Origin of the sequence: Pseudomonas sp. HS-18, from assembly GCF_020401845.1 — a bacterium.
Lineage (GTDB): Bacteria > Pseudomonadota > Gammaproteobacteria > Pseudomonadales > Pseudomonadaceae > Pseudomonas > Pseudomonas nitroreducens.
The window spans coordinates 4,953,528-4,971,556 of sequence record NZ_CP084413.1 but is presented as its reverse complement, the minus strand read 5'-3'; the positions used below and the strand labels follow the sequence as shown (position 1 = coordinate 4,971,556).

Here is an 18,029-nt window from a genome sequence, read left to right as displayed (position 1 = left end):
GCTTTCTGTAGGAGCGAGCTTGCTCACGAACTGGCGTTCCCAGCAGCGCCGTAGGATGGCATTTGCCGGAGACGTCCGGGTGATGCCGATGCCTGCGGTCGCGCGCATGGCGCGCTCCGGCAGGCGACTCCTCAGTTCAGGCTTTGCGCCCGCCACGCATCCAATCCCCCCGACAGCGCCCAGGTACGCGGATGCCCAAAAGCCTGCAGTCGCTCCGCCAGCATCGCTGCGGAAAGCTCGTGGGGGCAGGCGCAGTAGATCACCACGTCCTTGTCCTCCAGGCTGTCGCGCAACTCGTCCAGCTTTCCGTCCAGGCTGAAGGCGATGGAGCCGGGAATCGCCTCGTCATCGAATTGCGCGCGCACATCGAGGATCAGCGGCGGCTCGCCGGCGTCCAGGCGTGCGCGCAGCTCATCGACGCTGATGCGCGGAATCCGCGCGGTGCGCTTGAGCAGGCTGAAGCGCTGCCAGAGCTTCCAGGCGATGAACAGCGCGAAGGCGCCCAGCAGCACCGCTACACCAAGGCTGGCGTACTCGGTGAGCCAACCCAGGACACGGTCCACGGCATCGCTGAAGATGCTCCCGAGCATCAGCGCCGAGCCCGACCAGAGCGCGGCGCCGGCACAGTCGTACGCAAGGAAGCGTGGCAGCGGCGTGCGGGTCATGCCGGCCATGGTGGTGGTCAGCGCGCTGGCACCGGGGAGGAATCGCGAGATCAGCAGCGCCCGCGGACCGATGCGCAGGTACAGGCTCTGGCTCTGGCGGATGCAACTGTCAGGTGACAGCGAAACCTTGCACACGCTGCGCAGCATGAAGCCGCCATAGCGTCGCCCGGCGCTGAACCAGATCAAATCGGCAATCAGGCAGGCGCACACGGCCACGGCCAGCGCCTGCCCCAATGGAACGCCGCTTCCCTGCAGGGCAAGCGCTCCGGCGACGATCAACGCCGGATAGGCGGGAATCGGCAGACCGAGTTGTTCCAGCAGGACGTTGAAGAACAGCAGCGTCAGGCCGTGCTGCTGGATCAAGGGTTGCAGTTCATGCATGGGTAAGCCTGAAGGCGCTGTCGTTCAGAAGTGAGGTCGGAGCATACCGCCAAAGAGGCCGAAAGAAACGGCTGAAAGCCTAGTCGGGCGCGGTCCTGAGCCTTTATGCAATAAGGAAATCAAAAGTTCCTTTGTAATAAAAGTTTTATCTACGAGCAACCGATCTGAAATAACCCCTCGCCAAGATTCCCAGCAACACAAACGGGGGCCGCCAGAACGGCCTGTGCGAGTCCTTGGGGGGCGCGCAGCAGCCAGGCACTCGGCGTGTTCAACGCAAATACCATTAAGGGGAATCTTCGATGATCCGTAAGCACTTCGCCGGTTACGCCGCCACTGCCCTGGCACTGGCCGTTTCCGCCCAGGCTTTCGCAGGCACAGTCACCACCGATGGCGCCGATATCGTTATCAAGACCAAGGGCGGTCTTGAAGTCGGTACCACCGACAAGGAGTTCAGCTTCAAGCTCGGTGGCCGTCTGCAAGCGGATTACAGCCGCTTCGATGGGTTCTACACCAAGAACGGCAACAACGGTGACGGCGCCTATTTCCGCCGCGCCTACCTGGAACTGGGCGGCACTGTCTACAAAGACTGGAAATACCAGATCAACTACGACATGTCCCACAACTCCGGTAACGCTGACAACGGCTACTTCGACGAGGCTTCCTTCAGCTACACCGGCTTCGCTCCGGTAACCCTGAAGTTCGGCCGTTTCGACCCGGACTTCGGTCTGGAGAAAGCCACCAGCTCCAAGTGGGTGACCGCCACCGAGCGTACCAGCGCCTACGAACTGGCTGACTGGATCAACACCCACCAAGATGGCATGGGGGCCCAGGTTGGCGGCGTCGTCGCCAACATGGCCTACCTGGACGCCGGCGTATATGCCAAGGACGCCGACGACACCGACGGCGACAGCGTCAAGCAGTTCAACTTCCGCGGCGTGTTCGCTCCGCTGAACACCGACGGCAACGTCCTGCATGTCGGCCTGGATTACGCCTACCGTGACCTGAACGACACCGCCTTCGATTCCCGCATCCGTCCGCGTCTGGGCATGCGTGGTATCGCCACCAACGGCGGTAACGACGCTGGCGACAATGGCAACCGCGCGACCTTCGGCGGCGCCACCCTGAGCCCGGCCGGTTCCTACAAGGACGACTCCACCTGGGGCGCAGAATTCGCCTACGCCTTCGGCCCGTTCTCCGCTCAGGCCGAATACCTGAAGCGCAAGCTGAAGGCTGATGCCGATGCCTTCCAGGACATCAAGGCTGACGGCTACTACGGCCAACTGGCCTACACCATCACCGGCGAATCCCGCGTTTACAAGCTCGATGGCGCCAAGTTCGACACCATCAAGCCGGCCAACAAGGAAATCGGTGCCTGGGAAGTCTTCTACCGCTACGACCACATCAAGGTCGATGACCCGAACGTGGTCGTGGCTACCGCCACCCGCGACGTGGGCGACACCAAGGCCAGCACCAACACCATCGGTGTGAACTGGTACGCCAACGAAGCCGTGAAGGTCTCCCTGGACTACGTTCACGTCAGTACCGATGGCATCCGCAACGCCAACGGTGACGACGACGGCAACGGTGTCGTGACCCGCCTGCAGTACGTGTTCTAAGAACTACAGCAATACCGTTTGACTCCTTTGTGTGAACCCCCGCCCCGGCGGGGGTTTTTTATGCGAGCCGGGAAATTGCTTCTTTATGAACGCCGAACATCCCGATTGCGCGGGAGCGATTTGCCCTCGATCGGCTCGCTTCACGTCGAGAATGAAATCATCCCGGGCGGAGTCCACTACAGCACCCTTGCCGGATCAGCGGAGCAAGGGGCCCGCCGGGCGCCGGCGGAATTCGAACTCGAGCAGCTCATCGAACGGATTGCCCATTTCCAGTCGTGTCCAGCCCAGCTTGATGAGGAAGGCCAGCGCCCCCAGGTTGTCCGGCCTCACGCTGGCGCGCCACAAGGGGCTGCTCTGCAGTTCCGCTCGGCTCATCACCAGCGCCATCACCGCGCGCCCAACACCTGAACCACGCAACTCCGGGCGCACGGCGAGATCGGTGACGAAATAGTACGGGTGGTCGGGGTTGGGCAGGCAAATCCCCACAACCGCCACCAGCAGATCGCCGCGCAGGATGCTGTACAGGACTCTGTCCGGAGCGTTCAGCAGCTGTTCCAGCCATTCACGGTCCATCGGGCCAAGCTGCGCAAAGAGCACGGGGTCGGCGAACCAGCTTTCGTACGGCGGGAAGTCTTCCGCCTGGAAAGGGCGAATCTGCATGCGGGCGCTCTCCGGTGCAGCTTTGGGATATTTCACACTCGCATCTGCTGGGCGATTGCGTCAATCGACCCTGAGCGCTCGCGTCATTGAGGCCGCGCGCGGCCAGCACCTACCCTGCGGGCACTCAACCCACCGGGAGTCGACCATGCTGCGCAATCACTTCGAGACCGAACACAACCTGTTCCGCGATGCGTTCCGATCCTTCCTCAACAAGGAAGTGGTGCCTCACCAGGAGGAATGGGAGGAAGCCGGCGTGGTGGACCGCAGTGTCTGGCGTAAGGCGGGGGAGATGGGCTTTCTGCTGCCCTGGGCGGAAGAGGAATACGGTGGATCCGCTCTGAAGGATTTTCGCTACGAACAGATCATGTGTGAGGAATTGGCTGCCATCAACGAGCCTGGTTTCATGATCCCGCTGCATTCGGCGCTGTGCGGCCCCTACATCGCCGAGTACGGCAATGCCGAGCAGAAGGCCCGCTGGTTACCGGGGATCATTCGTGGCGAAAGCATCCTGGCGGTGGCGATGACTGAGCCGTCGGCCGGCTCGGACCTGGCTGGCATGCGCACCACGGCGGTGGACAAGGGGGACCATTTCGTCCTCAACGGCTCCAAGGTGTTCATCTCCAACGGCCTGCTGGCGGACCTGGTGATAGTCGCGGCGAAGACTGATCCTTCGAACAAGCACGCCATGGGGCTGTTCGTGGTTGAACGTGGCATGGAAGGCTTCGAGCGCGGGCGCAATCTGAAGAAACTGGGCATGAAGAGCCAGGACACCGCCGAGCTGTTCTTCAACAACGTGAAAGTGCCGAAGGAAAATCTGCTGGGCGACGCCAAGGGCGGTTTCTTCTACTTGATGAACATGCTGGCCCAGGAACGCCTGACCAACGCCTGTGGCGCGGTGGCCGGCGCCGAGGCCGCGCTGAACGCGACCGTCGACTACGTGAAGGAGCGCAAGGCGTTCGATCGCCCGATCGCGCACTTCCAGAACACCCGCTTCAAGCTCGCCGAGATGCGTACGCAGATCGACGTGGCGCAGGTCTTCACCGATCGTTGCGTAATGGACCACAACCAGAAGAAGCTCACTCCCGAAGTGGCCGCCGAGGCCAAGCTGTTCACCACCGAACTGCTCTGCAAGGTGGTGGATGAGGGCGTGCAACTGCACGGTGGCTGGGGTTACATGTGGGAGTATCCGATCTGCAAGATGTACGCGAACGCGCGCATCCAGCGCATTTTCGCCGGTACTTCGGAGATCATGAAAGAGATCATCAGCCGCGGCATGAAGCTCTGAGGCGCGGCGCCCACGCATCGATTGAGCGAAACAGGAGTGCCCATGAACGGCCCGCTCGCCTCCCTGAAGATCCTCGATTTCTCCACCCTGCTGCCGGGGCCGTTCGCCTCGCTGCTGCTGGCCGACATGGGCGCCCAGGTGTTGCGCGTGGAGTCGCCCACGCGCATGGACCTGGTGCGCGTGCTGCCGCCGCACGTGGACGGCACCTCCGCCAGCCACGCCTACCTCAACCGCAACAAACGCTGCATTGCTCTGGATCTCAAGCAGGCCGAGGCGGTGGAGGTGGTGAAGCAACTGGTGCAGGAATACGACATCGTGCTGGAGCAGTTCCGCCCCGGCGTGATGGACAAGCTCGGCGTCGGTTACGAGGCGCTCAAGGCGATCAACCCGAAGCTGATCTACGTATCGATCACCGGTTACGGCCAGACCGGGCCGCTGCGCGACCGCGCCGGGCATGACATCAACTACCTGGCCCTGGCCGGTGTGGCCAGCTACACCGGCCGCCGCGAGAGCGGCCCGCTGCCGCTGGGCGTGCAACTGGCGGACATCGCCGGTGGTTCGCTGCATGGCGTGATGGGCCTGTTGGCGGCAGTCATCCATCGGCAACAGACGGGCGAGGGGCAGCAGGTTGACGTGAGCATGACCGACTGCGCCTTCAGCCTGCACGGCATGGCGGGTGCCGGCTATCTTGCGGCGGGAGTGGAGCCGGAGATGGAAGGCCTCGCGCTCAACGGTGGCAGCTTCTACGACTACTACCGCACCCGCGATGGCCGCTGGTTCTCGGTGGGCAGCCTGGAGCCGCAGTTCATGCAACAGTTCTGCACCGCCATCGGCCGCCCGGAACTGGCCGCGCGCGGGCTGTCGCCCAAACCGGAAGAGCAGCAGTCGCTCAAGCGCGAAATCGCCATCGAGTTCGAGAAGCAGGACTTCACTCACTGGCTGGAGCGCTTTGCCGCGCTGGACGCCTGTGTCGAGCCGATGTTGTCCCTGGCCGAGGCGGTGGAACATCCGCAGTTGCGTGAACGGGGTGTGGTCACGCAGGTGCCCAACGGCAAGGGCGGGGCGCAACGGCAGGCGGCCTGCCCGATCCGTTTCTCCGCCGGCCTGCCCGAGCCACGCCATATCGGCGCTGCGTTGGGAGCGCACACGGTGCAGGTGATGGCAGAACTGGGTTACACCGACGAACAGGTTGCTGCGCTGAAGGCGGCCAAGGTCATCGCCTGAGCAGCATCACTCGCGGCGGGTTTCGCCGGTGAATACCAGGGTGGCGCGGCACCGCCGGCAATAGTAGCGGCGGCCCTGGGCGACCAGGTTGTGACGCTGGGAGGAGAAGGGGAATTCGTTTCCCTCTCCACAGTGACAGCGATACAGGTAGCGGGTGGAGCGGCGACGCTTGATTTCATAGGTGTGGCAGCGGTCCGGCGGCAAGCCGTAGATGCCGCGCATGATCAGTTGCCACTCCTCGCCGTGGGGGCGAATGCGCGGACCGAACATCTGGTGGGCGATCAGGTGCGCCACTTCATGGGCCACGGTTTGCTGCAGGAAGTGTTCGTGGTTTTCACGGTACAACTGCGGGTTGAAACGTAGCAGGTTTTCATCCAGGTGGGCGACGCCGGCCTTCTGGCCGCGTAGCCGGAAGCTCACTTCCGGGCGGGGAAAGCGCCGCTGGAAGAAGGCTTCGGCCTGCTGGTAGCAGGCTTCGACGCGAGCGTTGAGCTGTTCAGGCATACAGTGGTTCTCCGACGGGGCAAGATTATGCCGCAGTCGGCGCGCCGGTGGAGGATTTCTCGTGGCCGCTCGTCCGGGGTGCAGCTTCAGGCAAGCCGGACGAGTTTCAGGCAAGTGCCGCTCTCTGCAGGAGCGAGTTTGCTCGCGAACCCGTTCAGCGACGGCTCGCTCCTGCGAGGAGCCCAAAAGAAACCGGGCCACAAGGGCCCGGTTTCTTCCGCAGAGCGTGAGATCAGGTGTATTCCGGGCCGACGCCGCTGCCCCAGAGGATGACCGACAGGGCCATCATCGCCACCAGCACCACCAGTCCTACCGCCAGCACGGAGCTGGAGAACAGGAAACCTTCATCCTTGGGAATGTTCATGAAGGTCGGGATGCCGACGTAGAGCAGGTAGACGGTGTAGCAGATCGCGGCCGTGCCGATGATCATGCCCAGCCACAGGTGTGGATAGAGAGCCGCCAGGCCGCCGATGAACAGCGGAGTCGCGGTGTACGCAGCAAAGACGATGCATTGGGTCAGCGATGGCGACGCGTCGTACGTACGAGCCATCCAGTGGATGAAGGCGCCCATCACGGCGACGCCGGCGAGCATGGCGATGTAAGTCATGATGGTCAGCTGGATCGCGCTGGCGGCCGTCAGCTTGACCGGTCCCGCATTACCCAATACCCAGCCAACCTGCGTGGTGCCGATGTAGGCGGAAATGACCGGGATGGCAGCGAGGATCAGGACGTGGGTCAGGTACATGTGGCTGATGGATTCTTCCTCGCCGCGGATGTCCTGCCATTCCTGATCGGGATGGGTGAAGAGCCCCCACACATGATGGATCATGTCAGCATTCTCCTCTTCTTATAGAAGGCCGCCCCCCAGCGAGGCGCCGAGTACGCGTAGCCAGCGTCATCCGGTGCCCAGCCGACCTATGCGACCTTAAGTCGCAGTATAGGAATGGCTGCAAGCCACGTCGTCCGTGGGTTTAGAGCAAATGGAAGTTTCACGGGCGGCTGTAATAGCGCTCCAGTATTTCCATCGCCTTGTTGATCGACTGCAATCGAGTGGTGCTGCCGCCTCTGTCGGGATGGTGCAGGCTCACCAGTTGGCGGTATCGCAGCTTGATCAGCGCGTAATCCACCGGGCCGTCCTCCAGCTCGAAGAGTGCCAATGCCGCGGCTTTTTCCTCGTTGCCCTGCATACGTGTCCAGAAGCTTTCCAGCAACTTCTCCACATCGTGCTCGGTGGTTTCCTTCAGGTGCTTCTCATCCAGGTAGTAGGCGCGTAGTGCGTCCCGCTCGGCGAGGGCCTGTGCGCCATTCATAAAAGGAGAGAGACGAATCTGCAGCGGCCCGATCTCCAGGTGCGCGGCGCCCTCCGCCCAGAGCTGGTCGCGCAGGCGATACAACGCGTTGGACACCAGAAAGTGGGTGCGGAACAGCACCAGCTTGTCGGTCAGCGGCAGGTTGGGCACGTGAGTGGAGTGCCGAGCCTTCAATTGCTGGATCAGCTGGAATTCGGAGATTCCTTCATGCGCTTCCCGTAGCAACTGCAGAAGCTGGTCAGTCAGTTCGAGGGAAGGATCGAGATCGCGCGTCATGCTGTCAGATTAGCAGCAGCCCGATAGAGGGGCTGGGGTACGCGTCGCTTTGCGCGTAAAATGACCGGCTTTTCGTCTTGCCTTCGGATTCCAGAGCACCATGGCCAGTACCCTTTCGGTCAACCAGAACAAACTGCAGAAACGCCTGCGCCGCCAGGTTGGCGAAGCGGTCACCGACTTCAACATGATCGAGGACGGCGACAAGGTGATGGTCTGCCTGTCCGGCGGCAAGGACAGCTACACCCTGCTGGACATCCTGCTGTACCTGCAAAAGGTCGCCCCGATTCAGTTCGAGATCGTTGCGGTGAACATGGACCAGAAGCAGCCCGGCTTCCCCGAACACGTGCTGCCGGCCTACCTGGAATCCATCGGCGTGCAGTACCACATCATCGAGAAGGACACCTACTCGGTGGTGAAGGAGAAAATCCCGGAGGGCAAGACCACCTGCTCGCTGTGCTCGCGCCTGCGCCGTGGCACTCTTTATACCTATGCTGACGAAATCGGCGCGACCAAGATGGCGCTGGGACACCACCGCGACGACATCCTGGAAACCTTCTTCCTTAATATGTTCTACGGCGGCACCCTCAAGGCGATGCCGCCCAAGCTGCTCTCCGACGACGGCCGCAACGTGGTGATCCGCCCGTTGGCGTACTGCAACGAGAAGGACATCGAAGCCTACTCGGTGCTCAAGGAGTTCCCGATCATTCCGTGCAACCTGTGTGGTTCGCAGGAGAACCTGCAGCGCCAGGTGGTCAAGGAGATGCTGCTGGATTGGGAGCGCAAGTCGCCGGGCCGCACCGAGATCATGTTCCGTGCCTTGCAGAACGTGGTGCCGTCGCAACTGGCGGACCGCAACCTGTTCGACTTCAACAGCCTGCGCATCGACGAGACTGCGACGCCGCGCTTCCTAGACGTGATGAACCTGTAAAACTCGCAAGGACGCCTGATGCGCGATTACCAGTGGCTGTATGAGTACTGTCTGAACCGCTTCGGCTCGGTCGAGGCGCTGGATGCCCGGCTTCCGCAGGCCAAGTCAGCGGACGAGCTGGCGGCGGTGACTGATGATCGCTACCTGTCGCTGATTAGCCTGCGTATCTTTCGCGCCGGCCTCAAGCACAGCCTGGTGGATGCCAAGTGGCCGGCCTTCGAGGAGGTCTTCTTCGGCTTCGACCCGGAGAAGGTCGTGCTGATGGGCGGCGAGCGCTTGGAAAACCTGATGCAGGACGCCCGGCTGATTCGTCACCTGGGCAAGCTCAAGAGCGTGCCGCGCAATGCCCAGTTCGTCCTGGACATTGCTCGCGAATACGGCAGCTTCGGCAAACTCCTGGCCAGTTGGCCGTCCAGCGACATCGTCGGTCTCTGGAAGCTGCTGGCCAAGCGTGGTAGTCAGTTGGGCGGCATGTCCGCGCCGCGTTTCCTGCGCATGGCCGGCAAGGACACGTTCGTCCTCAGCGACGATGTGGTTGCAGCGCTCAAGGCTCAGGAGATAGTCGACAAGGCGCCCACCAGCCAGAAGGATCTGGCGTTGGTGCAGGCTGCCTTTAATCAATGGCAGGAACAAAGCGGCCGTCCGCTGTGCCAGATTTCCATGATGCTGGCTTTCACGGTCAACCACTGATACGCGGTCCTGCCGCGTAGGAGGGCGCATGGACTCGGCGATCGAACGCACTGGCGCAGCGCTTGCTCGTGCAGAACGTATCCTGGTAGTTACCGGTGCCGGGCTCTCCGCCGACTCCGGGATGCCCACCTATCGCGGCCTGGGTGGTCTGTACAACGGCCGGACGGCGGAAGGCGTACCGATCGAAGCAGCGATCTCCGGGCCGACGCTGCAGAAGGATCCGGCGCTGTGCTGGAAGTATCTGGCGGAACTCGGCAAGGCCTGCCTGGGCGCGCAGCCCAACGTTGGCCATGAAGCCATCGCGGAGCTGCAGAGGCTCAAGCCGGAGTGCTGGGTGCTCACCCAGAACATCGATGGGTTCCACCGCCGCGCCGGCTCGCCGCCTGAACGGCTGATCGAGATCCATGGCGAACTGGCGCCGCTGTACTGCCAGTCGTGCGGCTTGGAAAGCGCCGAGCTGGCTGGACGCCTGGATGGACCGCTGCCACCGAAATGCGCGCGCTGTGCAGGCGTACTGCGCCCGCCGGTAGTGCTGTTCGAGGAGATGCTGCCAGAGGAGGCCATCGATACTCTCTACGCGCAACTGCGCAAGGGATTCGATGCCGTTCTGCTGGTCGGGACCACCGCGAGCTTCCCGTACATCATTGAGCCCGTGCTGCGAACTCGGGATGCTGGAGGCTTCACCGCCGAGGTGAACCCGGGGCTGACCGACCTGAGTTCGGTGGTCGAAGAAAGAATGGTGGGTCGAGCCTTAGACATTATGCCGCGCCTGCTGAGTCACATTCCGCGATAAAAAACTTGCATTGGTCCCATTGAGCGGGCAAATTAGCCCGCTAATAAATGGAGCTAATGAGACACGGTCGTGCCCATGCTTAAACGCTTAGCACCCCTCGTGCCCATGAGTTTCGTTCTGCTGCTGGCAGCTTGCGCCAGCCATTCGCCGGAATCGCAGCCGAACCAGGTCGCTTCAGCACCTGCCACTCGAGCAGCGCTCCAGGTAAATCAGCACAACATAGTGCTGATGAATGAGTCGCAGGACGAGGGGGCCAAAAACGATAACGGCAGTTCGACTGCCCATGTATCCGACATTCTGGACCGCGCTTTTTCGCTGATCGGTACGCCGTACCGCTTTGGTGGGAAGTCGGAGCGGACCGGCTTCGATTGCAGCGGCTTCGTGGGCTATCTGTTCCGCGAAGAGGCGGGCATCAGCCTGCCGCGTTCCACGCGTGAGATGATCAACATGGATGTCCCGCTGGTCTCGAAAGAAGACCTGCAGCCGGGCGACCTGATCTTCTTCAACAACCGTGGTCGCGGTCGGGTCAGCCATGCCGGCATCTATATCGGTGACGGACAATTCATCCACTCTGCCAGCCGCCGTGGCGGTGGTGTGCGCGTGGACAGCCTGGACGAGAGCTACTGGCGCCTGAGCTACATGGAAGCCAAGCGCGTGCTTGAACCGGGTTACGAGCCGAAGACGGTGACGCGCTAAACTTAAAGTTTTACTTTAAGTATTGCGCTCAAGTCACTGTTGGTACAAAGTGATGGCACTCCTTGACGGGATGCCATCACATGCTCGTTCCTCAGCGCACCATTCTCCTCGCTATTCTTGCCTCGCTGGCTGCCTGCGCCAGTCGCACTCCGCCTGCGCCGCCTCCCGTAGTGCGCGCTAACGCTGCTCCCGTCTACAACACCCAGGCTGCCGACGATGTTCTGATCCGTGCCATTGGCCTGGTCGGCACTCCGTATCGCTGGGGCGGTAATACGCCGGATAGCGGATTCGATTGCAGCGGCCTGATCGGCTACGTCTATCGCGATGCCACCGGCCTGATGCTGCCGCGTTCCACTCGCGAGATGATTTCCATGCGCGCGCCGACCGTTGGCCGCGAATCCTTGCAGAGTGGCGACCTGGTGTTCTTCGCTACCAGCGGTGGACGTGGCGTCAGTCATGCGGGTATCTATGTCGGGGAAGGGCGCTTCGTTCACGCGCCCAGAACGGGCGGGACCGTGCGCCTGGACAGCCTTGACAGTGCCTATTGGCAGAAAGCCTTCCTGGAAGCCAAGCGCGTCCTCGCCGTGCAGAGTCTCGCCCTCCATCCCTGATACTCAGGAGGGCCCATGACCACCCGCACGCTGAACCTCGACGACTCGCTTTATCAGTACCTGCTCGACGTTTCCCTGCGCGATTCGCCAGTGAAGGCGCGATTGCGCGCCGAGACGGCCAGGTTACCGATGTCGCGCTGGCAGGTCGCTCCGGAGCAGGGGCAGTTCCTCGCGCTGCTGGTCGGGCTGACCGGCGCGAAACGAATCCTCGAGATCGGCACCTTCACTGGCTATAGCGCCCTGTGCATGGCCGAGGCGCTGCCCGAAGGCGGCCATATCCTCTGCTGCGACCTGCCGGGTGAGTACAACGACATTGCGCGCAGCTACTGGCACGACGCTGGCGTCGACTCGCGCATCGAGCTGCGGCTCGGACCTGCACTGGCCACCCTGGAAGCCCTGGTTGCAGGCGATCAGCTCGGCGCTTTCGACCTGGTCTTCATCGACGCCGACAAGGCGAATTACCTCACCTACCTGGAGCACGCGCTGGTTCTGCTGCGTGTGGGCGGGCTGGTGGTCTTCGACAACGTACTGTGGAGTGGACGAGTGTTGGAGGCCAACCCGGAGAGTGCGGATACCCGCGCGATCCAGCAACTCAACCTGGCCTTGAAGTTGGATGAGCGAGTGGACTATTCGCTGGTGCCGATTGGCGATGGCATGAGCCTTTGTCGCAAGCGTTGAAAAACCTTGGGCCAAAAAAAGGCACGCCGTGAGGCGTGCCTTTTTTCGTTACTGCGGCCTGGGTCAGGCAACATCCACCAGAATCACTTCGCTGTCTTCGAGTGCGGTGACCTTCACCACGGCCTCATCGGCGATTGCGGCGCCGTCACGGGCCAGTAGCTCGATACCGTTGACCTCGACCTTGCCCACTGCCGGAACCAGGTAGCCCCGGCGATTGCCGCCAAGCTCGTACTCGGCAGTCTGGCCTGCCTTCAGGGTGGCGGCGACCAGGCGGCCTTCGGCGCGGATGCGCAGGGCGTCGGCGTCGTTTTCATAGCCGCTGGCCAGGGTTACGAAGCGCCCGGCGCGATCGCCCTTCGGGAAGGGCTTGGCGCCCCAGGACGGTGTGCCGCCGCGTACCGAAGGGATGATCCAGATCTGGAAGATCTTGGTGACATCCTTCTCCAGGTTGTACTCGGAGTGCACGATGCCCGAGCCCGCGCTCATCACCTGTACGTCACCCGCTTCGGTGCGGCCCTTGTTGCCCAGGCTGTCCTGGTGGGTGATCGCGCCCTGGCGGACGTAGGTGATGATTTCCATCTCGCGGTGCGGGTGCGGTGGGAAGCCGGTGCCCGCGGCGATTTCGTCATCGTTCCAGACGCGGAGGTTGCCCCAGTCCATCCGCTCGGCGTCGTAGTACTCGGCGAAGGAGAAGTGGTGCTTGGCGTTGAGCCAGCCGTGGTTGGCGCCGCCGAGTTGCTGGAAGGGTCTGCGTTCGATCATGACTTAGTCCTCGTGGGGCGCGGCTGGCCGGTGGGCCAGTCCGCGCGGTTCATGGGACTATCTTCTCTCGCAGATGATCGATAAAAAAGCGCAAATATCGGCAGATATAAATCGATTAATTCGATTCTATTCGGCGGCGCGCTTGTCGCCCTGATCGAGGAATTTGCTGAGGAACTGGCGGGTGCGCTCTTCCTTCGGGTGGGCGAACAGCGCTTTGGCATCGCCCTGTTCGACGATCACGCCTTTGTCGATGAAGATCGCCCGGTTGGCGACGTCGCGGGCGAAGCTCATCTCATGGGTGACGATGACCATGGTGCGCTTTTCCTGGGCCAGGCCGCGGATGGTCGCCAGGACCTCTCCGACCAGCTCCGGGTCCAGTGCCGAAGTCGGTTCGTCGAAGAGGATCACGTCCGGCTGCATGGCCAGGGCGCGGGCGATGGCGACGCGCTGCTGCTGCCCGCCGGAGAGGCGCTTGGGATAGGAATCTTCCTTGCCGGCCAGCCCGACTTTCGCCAGTAACTGGCGAGCGCGCTCAATGGCCTGGGCGCGCGGCTCCTTCTTCACGATGATCGGGCCTTCCACCACGTTTTCCAGCGCGGTGCGGTGGGGGAACAGATTGAAGTTCTGGAAGACGAAGCCCACGTGCTGTCGCAGCTTGCGGATCAGCCCCTGCTGGCCGCTGAGCGGCCGCGAGGCGTCAATGAGGATGTCGCCGACCTGGATGGTCCCGCCGTTGGGCACCTCCAGCAGGTTCAGGCAGCGCAGCAGGGTGGTCTTGCCCGAGCCGCTGGGGCCGATGATCGCGACCACTTCGCCGGGCTGGACGGTCAGGTCGATGCCCTTGAGCACCTCCTGGCCGCGGAACTGCTTGGTCAGCTGGCGGACTTCGATCATGCGTCTTGCTCCCGGTCGTGGCGGTTGACCCGGTCTTCCAGGCGGTTCTGCAGGTGTGACAGGATGCTGGCGAGGATCCAGTAGATCAGTGCGGCGGCGAGGTACATGGTGAAGACTTCGAAGGTGCGCGCGGTGATCAACTGGGCCTGGCGGAACAGTTCAGGGACCTGGATGGTGGCGGCCAGGGCGGTGTCCTTGACCAGCGAGATGAAGCTGTTGCCCAGCGGCGGCAGGGCGGTGCGCGCGGCCTGCGGCAGGATCACCCGGCGCAGGGTCTCGGCGCGGGTCATGCCGATGCTGGCGGCGGCCTCCCATTGGCCCTTGTCGATGGAGCCGATGGCGGCGCGGAGGATTTCGCAGACATAGGCGGCCATGTTCAGCGAGAAGCCGATCAGCGCCGCCGGCAGAGGGTCGAGTTCGATGCCGGCCTGGGGCAGGCCGTAATAGATCATGAACAGCTGGACCAGCAATGGCGTGCCGCGGAAGAACGACACGTAGATGCGTGCCAGCCAGCGCACGGCAGTGAATCCGTACAGGCGCATCAGCGCCAGTACGAATCCGAGCAGCAGTCCGAAGAACATGCCGCCTACGCTGAGGACTACTGTGAAGATCGCGCCCTTGAGCAGGAAGGGCGCGGAATCCAGCGCAAGCTGCAGGCTTTCCTCGATCATTGGGTGACGTCAGCCTGGAACCATTTCTCCGAGAGTTTCTTTAGCGTGCCGTCGGCGCGGAATTTCTCGATGGCCTTGTTCAGCGCCGCGAGCAATTCGGGGTTGCCCTTGCGCAGGGCGATGCCGGCTTCCTGACGAGCGAAGGGTGCGCCGGTCAGGGCCATGGCGCCCTTGGTCTTGTTGACCATGTCGAAGGCGGCCAGACGGTCCACCAGGATCACGTCGATGCGGCCGCTGCGCAGGTCCTGGAATTTGGTCGGGTCGTCTTCGTAAGTGCGGACGTCGGCTTGCGGCACGTGCTCGCGCAGCCATTGCTCGTAGTTGGTGCCCAGTCCCACGCCGACTTTCACGCCGGCGAGTTTCTCCGGCGAGTCGTATTTGCCTTCGTCACCCTTGCGCACCAGCGCCTGGATGCCGGAAACGGTATAGGCCTCGGAGAAGTCGTACTTCTTCTTGCGCTCTTCGGAGATGGTCACCTGGTTGATCACCAGGTCCAGGCGCTTGGACTCCAGCGCGGCGAGGATGCCATCCCATTTGGTCGGCTGCAGCTTGGCGGTGACGCCCAGCTCCTTGGCGATCAGTTCGGAGAAGTCCACTTCGAAGCCGGCGAGCTTGCCGTTTTCGTCCTGGAAGCTGAAGGGCGGGTAGGTGCCTTCCAGGCCCACGCGCACCTGGCCTTTTTCCTTGATCTGGGCGAGCAGGTCGTCGGCGGCCTGGGCCTGGCCAAAGAGGCCGGCGCCGAGGGTGAGGGTCAGGCTGGCAAGCAGGAAATGACGTCGCAGTGCGGAGAAGGTCATGGTGGTCCCCGTTTTTGGTGTTTTAAGCAGGTTAGTCAACGCGTGGCGACTATATGGGCAGAATCGTTATGCAATAAAATAATAAAAAATTACATGCCTAGTTCTGGATGGTATGTAGGTCAGGTCGACGAATGATAGGCGAACAAGGCCGGCGACCCGCCGGTGTGCAGGAACAGGATAGGTCCGGGTTTTACGAAGCGATCCTGGCGGATGCCGTCGAGCAATCCCGCCATGGCCTTACCGGTGTAGACAGGGTCCAGCAGCAGGCCTTCCTGGCTTGCCAGCAGGCGGATCGCATCGAGCGTCCCGGCATTGGCTTCGCCGTAGCGCGGGCCAAAGTACTGGTCCCACAAATGCACGGTCGGCACCGCCTGCGCTTCGTGGCCGAGCAGTTGCAGCGTGCGCTCAACCAGTCCTTCCACCTTTGGCCTTTGTGCCGCATCGGTGCGCGAAACGGTCACGCCGATCACGTCCAGCTGCGGCAGCACATCGGCCAGTGCGATCGCAAGGCCGGCATGGGTACCGGCGCTTCCCGAGGCGAGTACCACGGCGGAGAACTCCTGGCCGCTGGCCCGAACCTGCTCGGCCAGCTCCAGCCCGGCGCGTACGTAGCCCAGGGCCCCCAGCGCGTTGGAGCCGCCAATGGGTACGATGTAAGGCTTGCGACCCTCGCTGAGCAGGCGTTCACCGGTTTGTGCCAGCCGCTCGTCCGCGCTATCGAGGTTGGGCACGAGTTCGATGTCGGTGCCGAACAGGTCCAGCAGCAGGCGGTTGCCGTTGCTCAGGTAATTGCGATCCTCGGTGCCGATGGGGTTTTCCAGCAACGCCACGCAGCGCAGGCCGAGCTTCGCCGCGGCGGCGGCGGTCTGGCGCACATGGTTGGACTGGATCGCGCCAGCGGTGACCAGCGTATCGGCGCCGACCTTAAGCGCATCGGCGGCGAGGAATTCGAGCTTGCGCACCTTGTTGCCGCCCAGGGCGAAGGGTGTGGTGTCGTCGCGTTTCACATACAGATCGCGGCCCAGGGAAGTGGACAGCCGTTCCAGCTTGTCCAGCGGCGTCGGGCCGCCGGCCAGGTCGAGGCGGGGAAAGCGGGCGAGGGCTTCGCGAAGGGCGCTCATGAAGGATTCTCGGTATGGCAGCGGATTCGTCACGATAGAGCGCGGCAAGTCCTCTCGCAATGTGCCGAGCGGCCGCTTGACGCCGGGCTGCACGGGAATGTCGCGTGACGATCCGCCATCTCGCCATGGGAATCTCCGGAGGCTGTGAATCAATGTGCGGACAGCGGCTCGGCGAACCGCTACGCTCCACGCTCAGATCCGGAGTCTTCAACCGGGCGATAACGAAAACAGGAAAACCAGGGCGGGAAATCCGATGACTTCAGCAGTACCTTCATGCGCTTCGTTGCAACGCTGGACACTCCGGTTGCTCGGCGCACTGGCCCTGATGCTGGGGCTGAGCAGCCCGGCACTGGCCGACCGGGTGATTCCCTCGGGGATGATGGTGGGCTTCGTCGACAGTGCGGTGTATCCGGTGATCACCTTGAAGCGACCGAAACCGAGTCTGCTGCGCCGGGTCATGACGCTGGGGCTGTACAAGAGGACCGTCAGCTATCCATTGTCCGTTTCGGTGCGTATCCGTGATGAGAACAACCGATTCATGGTTTACGGCCTGTTACCCAACATCACCGGAAAATTCGTCGGCATCAAGGTCGGCCTGGACAGTCGCATCAGCCAGATATGGGTGCTCACCGAGCGGGAAGCGACAGAGTATGTAAACCGTCCGGGAACTCTCTTCCCGCCGAGCTGACGGACAATTCGCCAGACCACGCCTTGCCGCTCGCGAGATTCCTCCGAGCGGACTGCAGCCGGGAAGCCTGTGCTTCGGCTATCATGTGCGCCGGTCAAACTCTTTCTATCCGGTTACCCCATGACGTCCTCCCAGCAGCCGCCGCGCGACGAAAACGCGGACAACACCCAGGAACAACCTTCGCTCTCCCTGGCAGAATTGGCCAAGGCTGCGCTTGCTGCGCAGAAGCAGGCCGCTTCCGCCTACCAGCACCGCAAGGCGCACGACAAGGCTGAGTATCGCCCGCCGCACCCGCGCGGCTCGCGTCGCTCGATGGGCAAACGCTGAGGCAGCCTCTCGTCAGAAATACCTTCAGCCAGCACTCTTGCGGGGGCGCTGGCTGAACTGCGGCAACCGGCGTCGGTCGTATCCGCAGCGGCCCTGCCATGCTGGCTGGCCATTTCCCGCTTTCGCGAACCCGTCACGGATTGACACTCGCGCGGTCCTGCAACCTGGTTGAAGGAGCGCCTCGCGTCCAAGGAGAATCCATGAAAGTCCTCGTTCCTATCCTTTCCCTGCTGGCGCTCGCCGGCTGCATCACCATGACCGGCAACTACGAAGTCAGCGCCCATGACGAGTCCGGCAAGGCCTTGAGCAACGGCAAGTTCCTCGCCCATGGCAGCGGCATCTACACCGTGCGCAACTCACTGTGCTCGGTCTATCCGAAGGCCATCGTCACCATCAAGGACGTGGAGACGGACCAGGAGCTGGAGGGCGAAAGCCCTTACCACTGTCGCTGA

The 18,029-nt window shown here is 62.6% G+C and carries 22 protein-coding genes; 12 read left to right on the top strand and 10 right to left on the bottom strand.

Annotated elements, in window-relative coordinates; all coding sequences use genetic code 11:
- Window positions 1-131: 131 nt before the first annotated feature.
- A complete protein-coding gene (locus LDJ84_RS23225; RefSeq protein ID WP_226045483.1) occupies window positions 132-1,046 on the bottom strand; it encodes a DedA family protein/thiosulfate sulfurtransferase GlpE in 915 nt (304 codons plus the stop codon).
- 299 nt (window positions 1,047-1,345) lie between these two features.
- On the opposite strand from LDJ84_RS23225, the gene LDJ84_RS23220 reads away from it, so the two are divergent.
- On the top strand, window positions 1,346-2,662 hold the full coding sequence (locus LDJ84_RS23220; protein WP_169888875.1) for an OprO/OprP family phosphate-selective porin: 1,317 nt from the start codon (window positions 1,346-1,348) through the stop codon (window positions 2,660-2,662).
- Window positions 2,663-2,857: 195 nt separating this feature from the next.
- Here the strand turns inward: LDJ84_RS23220 and LDJ84_RS23215 are convergent, their stop codons facing one another.
- Window positions 2,858-3,322 carry a GNAT family N-acetyltransferase gene (locus LDJ84_RS23215; RefSeq protein WP_084357562.1) on the bottom strand — a complete coding sequence of 155 codons (465 nt, stop codon included), beginning with the start codon at window positions 3,320-3,322 and terminating at the stop codon, window positions 2,858-2,860.
- Window positions 3,323-3,467: 145 nt separating this feature from the next.
- On the opposite strand from LDJ84_RS23215, the gene LDJ84_RS23210 reads away from it, so the two are divergent.
- Both LDJ84_RS23210 and LDJ84_RS23205 read left to right on the top strand, forming a co-directional pair.
- Window positions 3,468-4,607: an acyl-CoA dehydrogenase family protein gene (locus LDJ84_RS23210; protein WP_024764596.1), complete on the top strand. Its 1,140-nt coding sequence runs from the start codon at window positions 3,468-3,470 to the stop codon at window positions 4,605-4,607.
- A 42-nt stretch (window positions 4,608-4,649) separates the two neighbouring features.
- Window positions 4,650-5,831 carry a CaiB/BaiF CoA transferase family protein gene (locus tag LDJ84_RS23205; RefSeq protein ID WP_084357561.1) on the top strand — a complete coding sequence of 394 codons (1,182 nt, stop codon included), beginning with the start codon at window positions 4,650-4,652 and terminating at the stop codon, window positions 5,829-5,831.
- Window positions 5,832-5,837: 6 nt separating this feature from the next.
- Here the strand turns inward: LDJ84_RS23205 and LDJ84_RS23200 are convergent, their stop codons facing one another.
- The 3 genes from LDJ84_RS23200 to LDJ84_RS23190 form a co-directional block, all read right to left on the bottom strand.
- The gene (locus tag LDJ84_RS23200) at window positions 5,838-6,335 is read right to left on the bottom strand and encodes a SprT family zinc-dependent metalloprotease (RefSeq protein WP_024764595.1); all 498 of its coding nucleotides are present in this window, start codon (window positions 6,333-6,335) and stop codon (window positions 5,838-5,840) included.
- A gap of 232 nt (window positions 6,336-6,567) precedes the next feature.
- Entirely contained in the window at window positions 6,568-7,164 is a 597-nt protein-coding gene (locus tag LDJ84_RS23195; RefSeq protein ID WP_024764594.1) for a Yip1 family protein, read from the bottom strand.
- Window positions 7,165-7,324: 160 nt separating this feature from the next.
- Window positions 7,325-7,921, bottom strand: a complete 597-nt coding sequence (locus tag LDJ84_RS23190) for a DNA-J related domain-containing protein (RefSeq protein ID WP_226045482.1) — start codon at window positions 7,919-7,921, stop codon at window positions 7,325-7,327.
- Between the two features lie 100 nt (window positions 7,922-8,021).
- Here LDJ84_RS23190 and ttcA point away from each other — a divergent pair, with 100 nt between their 5' ends.
- From ttcA to LDJ84_RS23160, 6 genes are all read left to right on the top strand, one after another.
- Entirely contained in the window at window positions 8,022-8,849 is an 828-nt protein-coding gene (gene ttcA / locus LDJ84_RS23185) for a tRNA 2-thiocytidine(32) synthetase TtcA (RefSeq protein WP_017522174.1), read from the top strand.
- Between the two features lie 18 nt (window positions 8,850-8,867).
- On the top strand, window positions 8,868-9,539 hold the full coding sequence (locus LDJ84_RS23180; protein ID WP_226045481.1) for a DNA-3-methyladenine glycosylase I: 672 nt from the start codon (window positions 8,868-8,870) through the stop codon (window positions 9,537-9,539).
- A gap of 28 nt (window positions 9,540-9,567) precedes the next feature.
- The gene (locus LDJ84_RS23175) at window positions 9,568-10,332 is read left to right on the top strand and encodes an NAD-dependent deacylase (RefSeq protein ID WP_226045480.1); all 765 of its coding nucleotides are present in this window, start codon (window positions 9,568-9,570) and stop codon (window positions 10,330-10,332) included.
- A 69-nt stretch (window positions 10,333-10,401) separates the two neighbouring features.
- Window positions 10,402-11,028 (top strand): C40 family peptidase, encoded by a 627-nt coding sequence (locus LDJ84_RS23170; protein WP_226045479.1) that lies wholly within the window; start codon window positions 10,402-10,404, stop codon window positions 11,026-11,028.
- An 80-nt stretch (window positions 11,029-11,108) separates the two neighbouring features.
- Window positions 11,109-11,639, top strand: a complete 531-nt coding sequence (locus LDJ84_RS23165; protein ID WP_226045478.1) for a C40 family peptidase — start codon at window positions 11,109-11,111, stop codon at window positions 11,637-11,639.
- Window positions 11,640-11,654: 15 nt separating this feature from the next.
- On the top strand, window positions 11,655-12,317 hold the full coding sequence (locus LDJ84_RS23160) for a class I SAM-dependent methyltransferase (RefSeq protein WP_226045477.1): 663 nt from the start codon (window positions 11,655-11,657) through the stop codon (window positions 12,315-12,317).
- A gap of 63 nt (window positions 12,318-12,380) precedes the next feature.
- Here LDJ84_RS23160 and LDJ84_RS23155 read toward each other — a convergent pair whose 3' ends face one another.
- The 5 genes from LDJ84_RS23155 to LDJ84_RS23135 form a co-directional block, all read right to left on the bottom strand.
- Window positions 12,381-13,079 carry a pirin family protein gene (locus LDJ84_RS23155; protein WP_054907447.1) on the bottom strand — a complete coding sequence of 233 codons (699 nt, stop codon included), beginning with the start codon at window positions 13,077-13,079 and terminating at the stop codon, window positions 12,381-12,383.
- A gap of 126 nt (window positions 13,080-13,205) precedes the next feature.
- Complete coding sequence (gene tcyN, locus LDJ84_RS23150; protein ID WP_226045476.1) at window positions 13,206-13,973, bottom strand: L-cystine ABC transporter ATP-binding protein TcyN; 768 nt, start codon at window positions 13,971-13,973, stop codon at window positions 13,206-13,208.
- Entirely contained in the window at window positions 13,970-14,641 is a 672-nt protein-coding gene (gene tcyL / locus LDJ84_RS23145) for a cystine ABC transporter permease (protein ID WP_024764585.1), read from the bottom strand. The genes tcyN and tcyL overlap by 4 nt, the downstream gene beginning before the upstream one ends.
- Window positions 14,641-15,441: a cystine ABC transporter substrate-binding protein gene (gene tcyJ, locus LDJ84_RS23140; protein ID WP_065085781.1), complete on the bottom strand. Its 801-nt coding sequence runs from the start codon at window positions 15,439-15,441 to the stop codon at window positions 14,641-14,643. Before tcyJ ends, tcyL begins: the two co-directional genes overlap by 1 nt.
- Window positions 15,442-15,560: 119 nt before the next feature.
- Window positions 15,561-16,562, bottom strand: coding sequence for a D-cysteine desulfhydrase (locus LDJ84_RS23135; protein WP_226045475.1), 1,002 nt, complete (start codon window positions 16,560-16,562; stop codon window positions 15,561-15,563).
- Between the two features lie 325 nt (window positions 16,563-16,887).
- Here LDJ84_RS23135 and LDJ84_RS23130 point away from each other — a divergent pair, with 325 nt between their 5' ends.
- The 3 genes from LDJ84_RS23130 (at window position 16,888) to LDJ84_RS23120 (ending at window position 18,029) form a co-directional block, all read left to right on the top strand.
- Entirely contained in the window at window positions 16,888-17,250 is a 363-nt protein-coding gene (locus tag LDJ84_RS23130; RefSeq protein ID WP_037007137.1) for a hypothetical protein, read from the top strand.
- A gap of 120 nt (window positions 17,251-17,370) precedes the next feature.
- Window positions 17,371-17,577 carry a hypothetical protein gene (locus LDJ84_RS23125; RefSeq protein WP_024764581.1) on the top strand — a complete coding sequence of 69 codons (207 nt, stop codon included), beginning with the start codon at window positions 17,371-17,373 and terminating at the stop codon, window positions 17,575-17,577.
- A gap of 200 nt (window positions 17,578-17,777) precedes the next feature.
- The gene (locus tag LDJ84_RS23120; RefSeq protein ID WP_024764580.1) at window positions 17,778-18,029 is read left to right on the top strand and encodes a hypothetical protein; all 252 of its coding nucleotides are present in this window, start codon (window positions 17,778-17,780) and stop codon (window positions 18,027-18,029) included.

Excerpts from the sequence above, each read along its gene's own strand:
- LDJ84_RS23165 (WP_226045478.1), top strand. The coding sequence starts at position 11,109 with ATGCTCGTTCCTCAGCGCACCATTCTCCTCGCTATTCTTGCCTCGCTG.
- LDJ84_RS23160 (WP_226045477.1), top strand. The coding sequence starts at position 11,655 with ATGACCACCCGCACGCTGAACCTCGACGACTCGCTTTATCAGTACCTG.
- LDJ84_RS23225 (WP_226045483.1), bottom strand. The coding sequence starts at position 1,046 with ATGCATGAACTGCAACCCTTGATCCAGCAGCACGGCCTGACGCTGCTG.
- LDJ84_RS23120 (WP_024764580.1), top strand. The coding sequence starts at position 17,778 with ATGAAAGTCCTCGTTCCTATCCTTTCCCTGCTGGCGCTCGCCGGCTGC.
- LDJ84_RS23125 (WP_024764581.1), top strand. The coding sequence starts at position 17,371 with ATGACGTCCTCCCAGCAGCCGCCGCGCGACGAAAACGCGGACAACACC.
- LDJ84_RS23205 (WP_084357561.1), top strand. The coding sequence starts at position 4,650 with ATGAACGGCCCGCTCGCCTCCCTGAAGATCCTCGATTTCTCCACCCTG.
- LDJ84_RS23155 (WP_054907447.1), bottom strand. The coding sequence starts at position 13,079 with ATGATCGAACGCAGACCCTTCCAGCAACTCGGCGGCGCCAACCACGGC.
- tcyJ (WP_065085781.1), bottom strand. The coding sequence starts at position 15,441 with ATGACCTTCTCCGCACTGCGACGTCATTTCCTGCTTGCCAGCCTGACC.
- tcyN (WP_226045476.1), bottom strand. The coding sequence starts at position 13,973 with ATGATCGAAGTCCGCCAGCTGACCAAGCAGTTCCGCGGCCAGGAGGTG.
- LDJ84_RS23220 (WP_169888875.1), top strand. The coding sequence starts at position 1,346 with ATGATCCGTAAGCACTTCGCCGGTTACGCCGCCACTGCCCTGGCACTG.
- LDJ84_RS23195 (WP_024764594.1), bottom strand. The coding sequence starts at position 7,164 with ATGATCCATCATGTGTGGGGGCTCTTCACCCATCCCGATCAGGAATGG.
- LDJ84_RS23190 (WP_226045482.1), bottom strand. The coding sequence starts at position 7,921 with ATGACGCGCGATCTCGATCCTTCCCTCGAACTGACTGACCAGCTTCTG.
- LDJ84_RS23135 (WP_226045475.1), bottom strand. The coding sequence starts at position 16,562 with ATGAGCGCCCTTCGCGAAGCCCTCGCCCGCTTTCCCCGCCTCGACCTG.
- LDJ84_RS23200 (WP_024764595.1), bottom strand. The coding sequence starts at position 6,335 with ATGCCTGAACAGCTCAACGCTCGCGTCGAAGCCTGCTACCAGCAGGCC.
- LDJ84_RS23175 (WP_226045480.1), top strand. The coding sequence starts at position 9,568 with ATGGACTCGGCGATCGAACGCACTGGCGCAGCGCTTGCTCGTGCAGAA.
- LDJ84_RS23130 (WP_037007137.1), top strand. The coding sequence starts at position 16,888 with ATGCTGGGGCTGAGCAGCCCGGCACTGGCCGACCGGGTGATTCCCTCG.
- LDJ84_RS23210 (WP_024764596.1), top strand. The coding sequence starts at position 3,468 with ATGCTGCGCAATCACTTCGAGACCGAACACAACCTGTTCCGCGATGCG.
- LDJ84_RS23215 (WP_084357562.1), bottom strand. The coding sequence starts at position 3,322 with ATGCAGATTCGCCCTTTCCAGGCGGAAGACTTCCCGCCGTACGAAAGC.
- LDJ84_RS23180 (WP_226045481.1), top strand. The coding sequence starts at position 8,868 with ATGCGCGATTACCAGTGGCTGTATGAGTACTGTCTGAACCGCTTCGGC.
- ttcA (WP_017522174.1), top strand. The coding sequence starts at position 8,022 with ATGGCCAGTACCCTTTCGGTCAACCAGAACAAACTGCAGAAACGCCTG.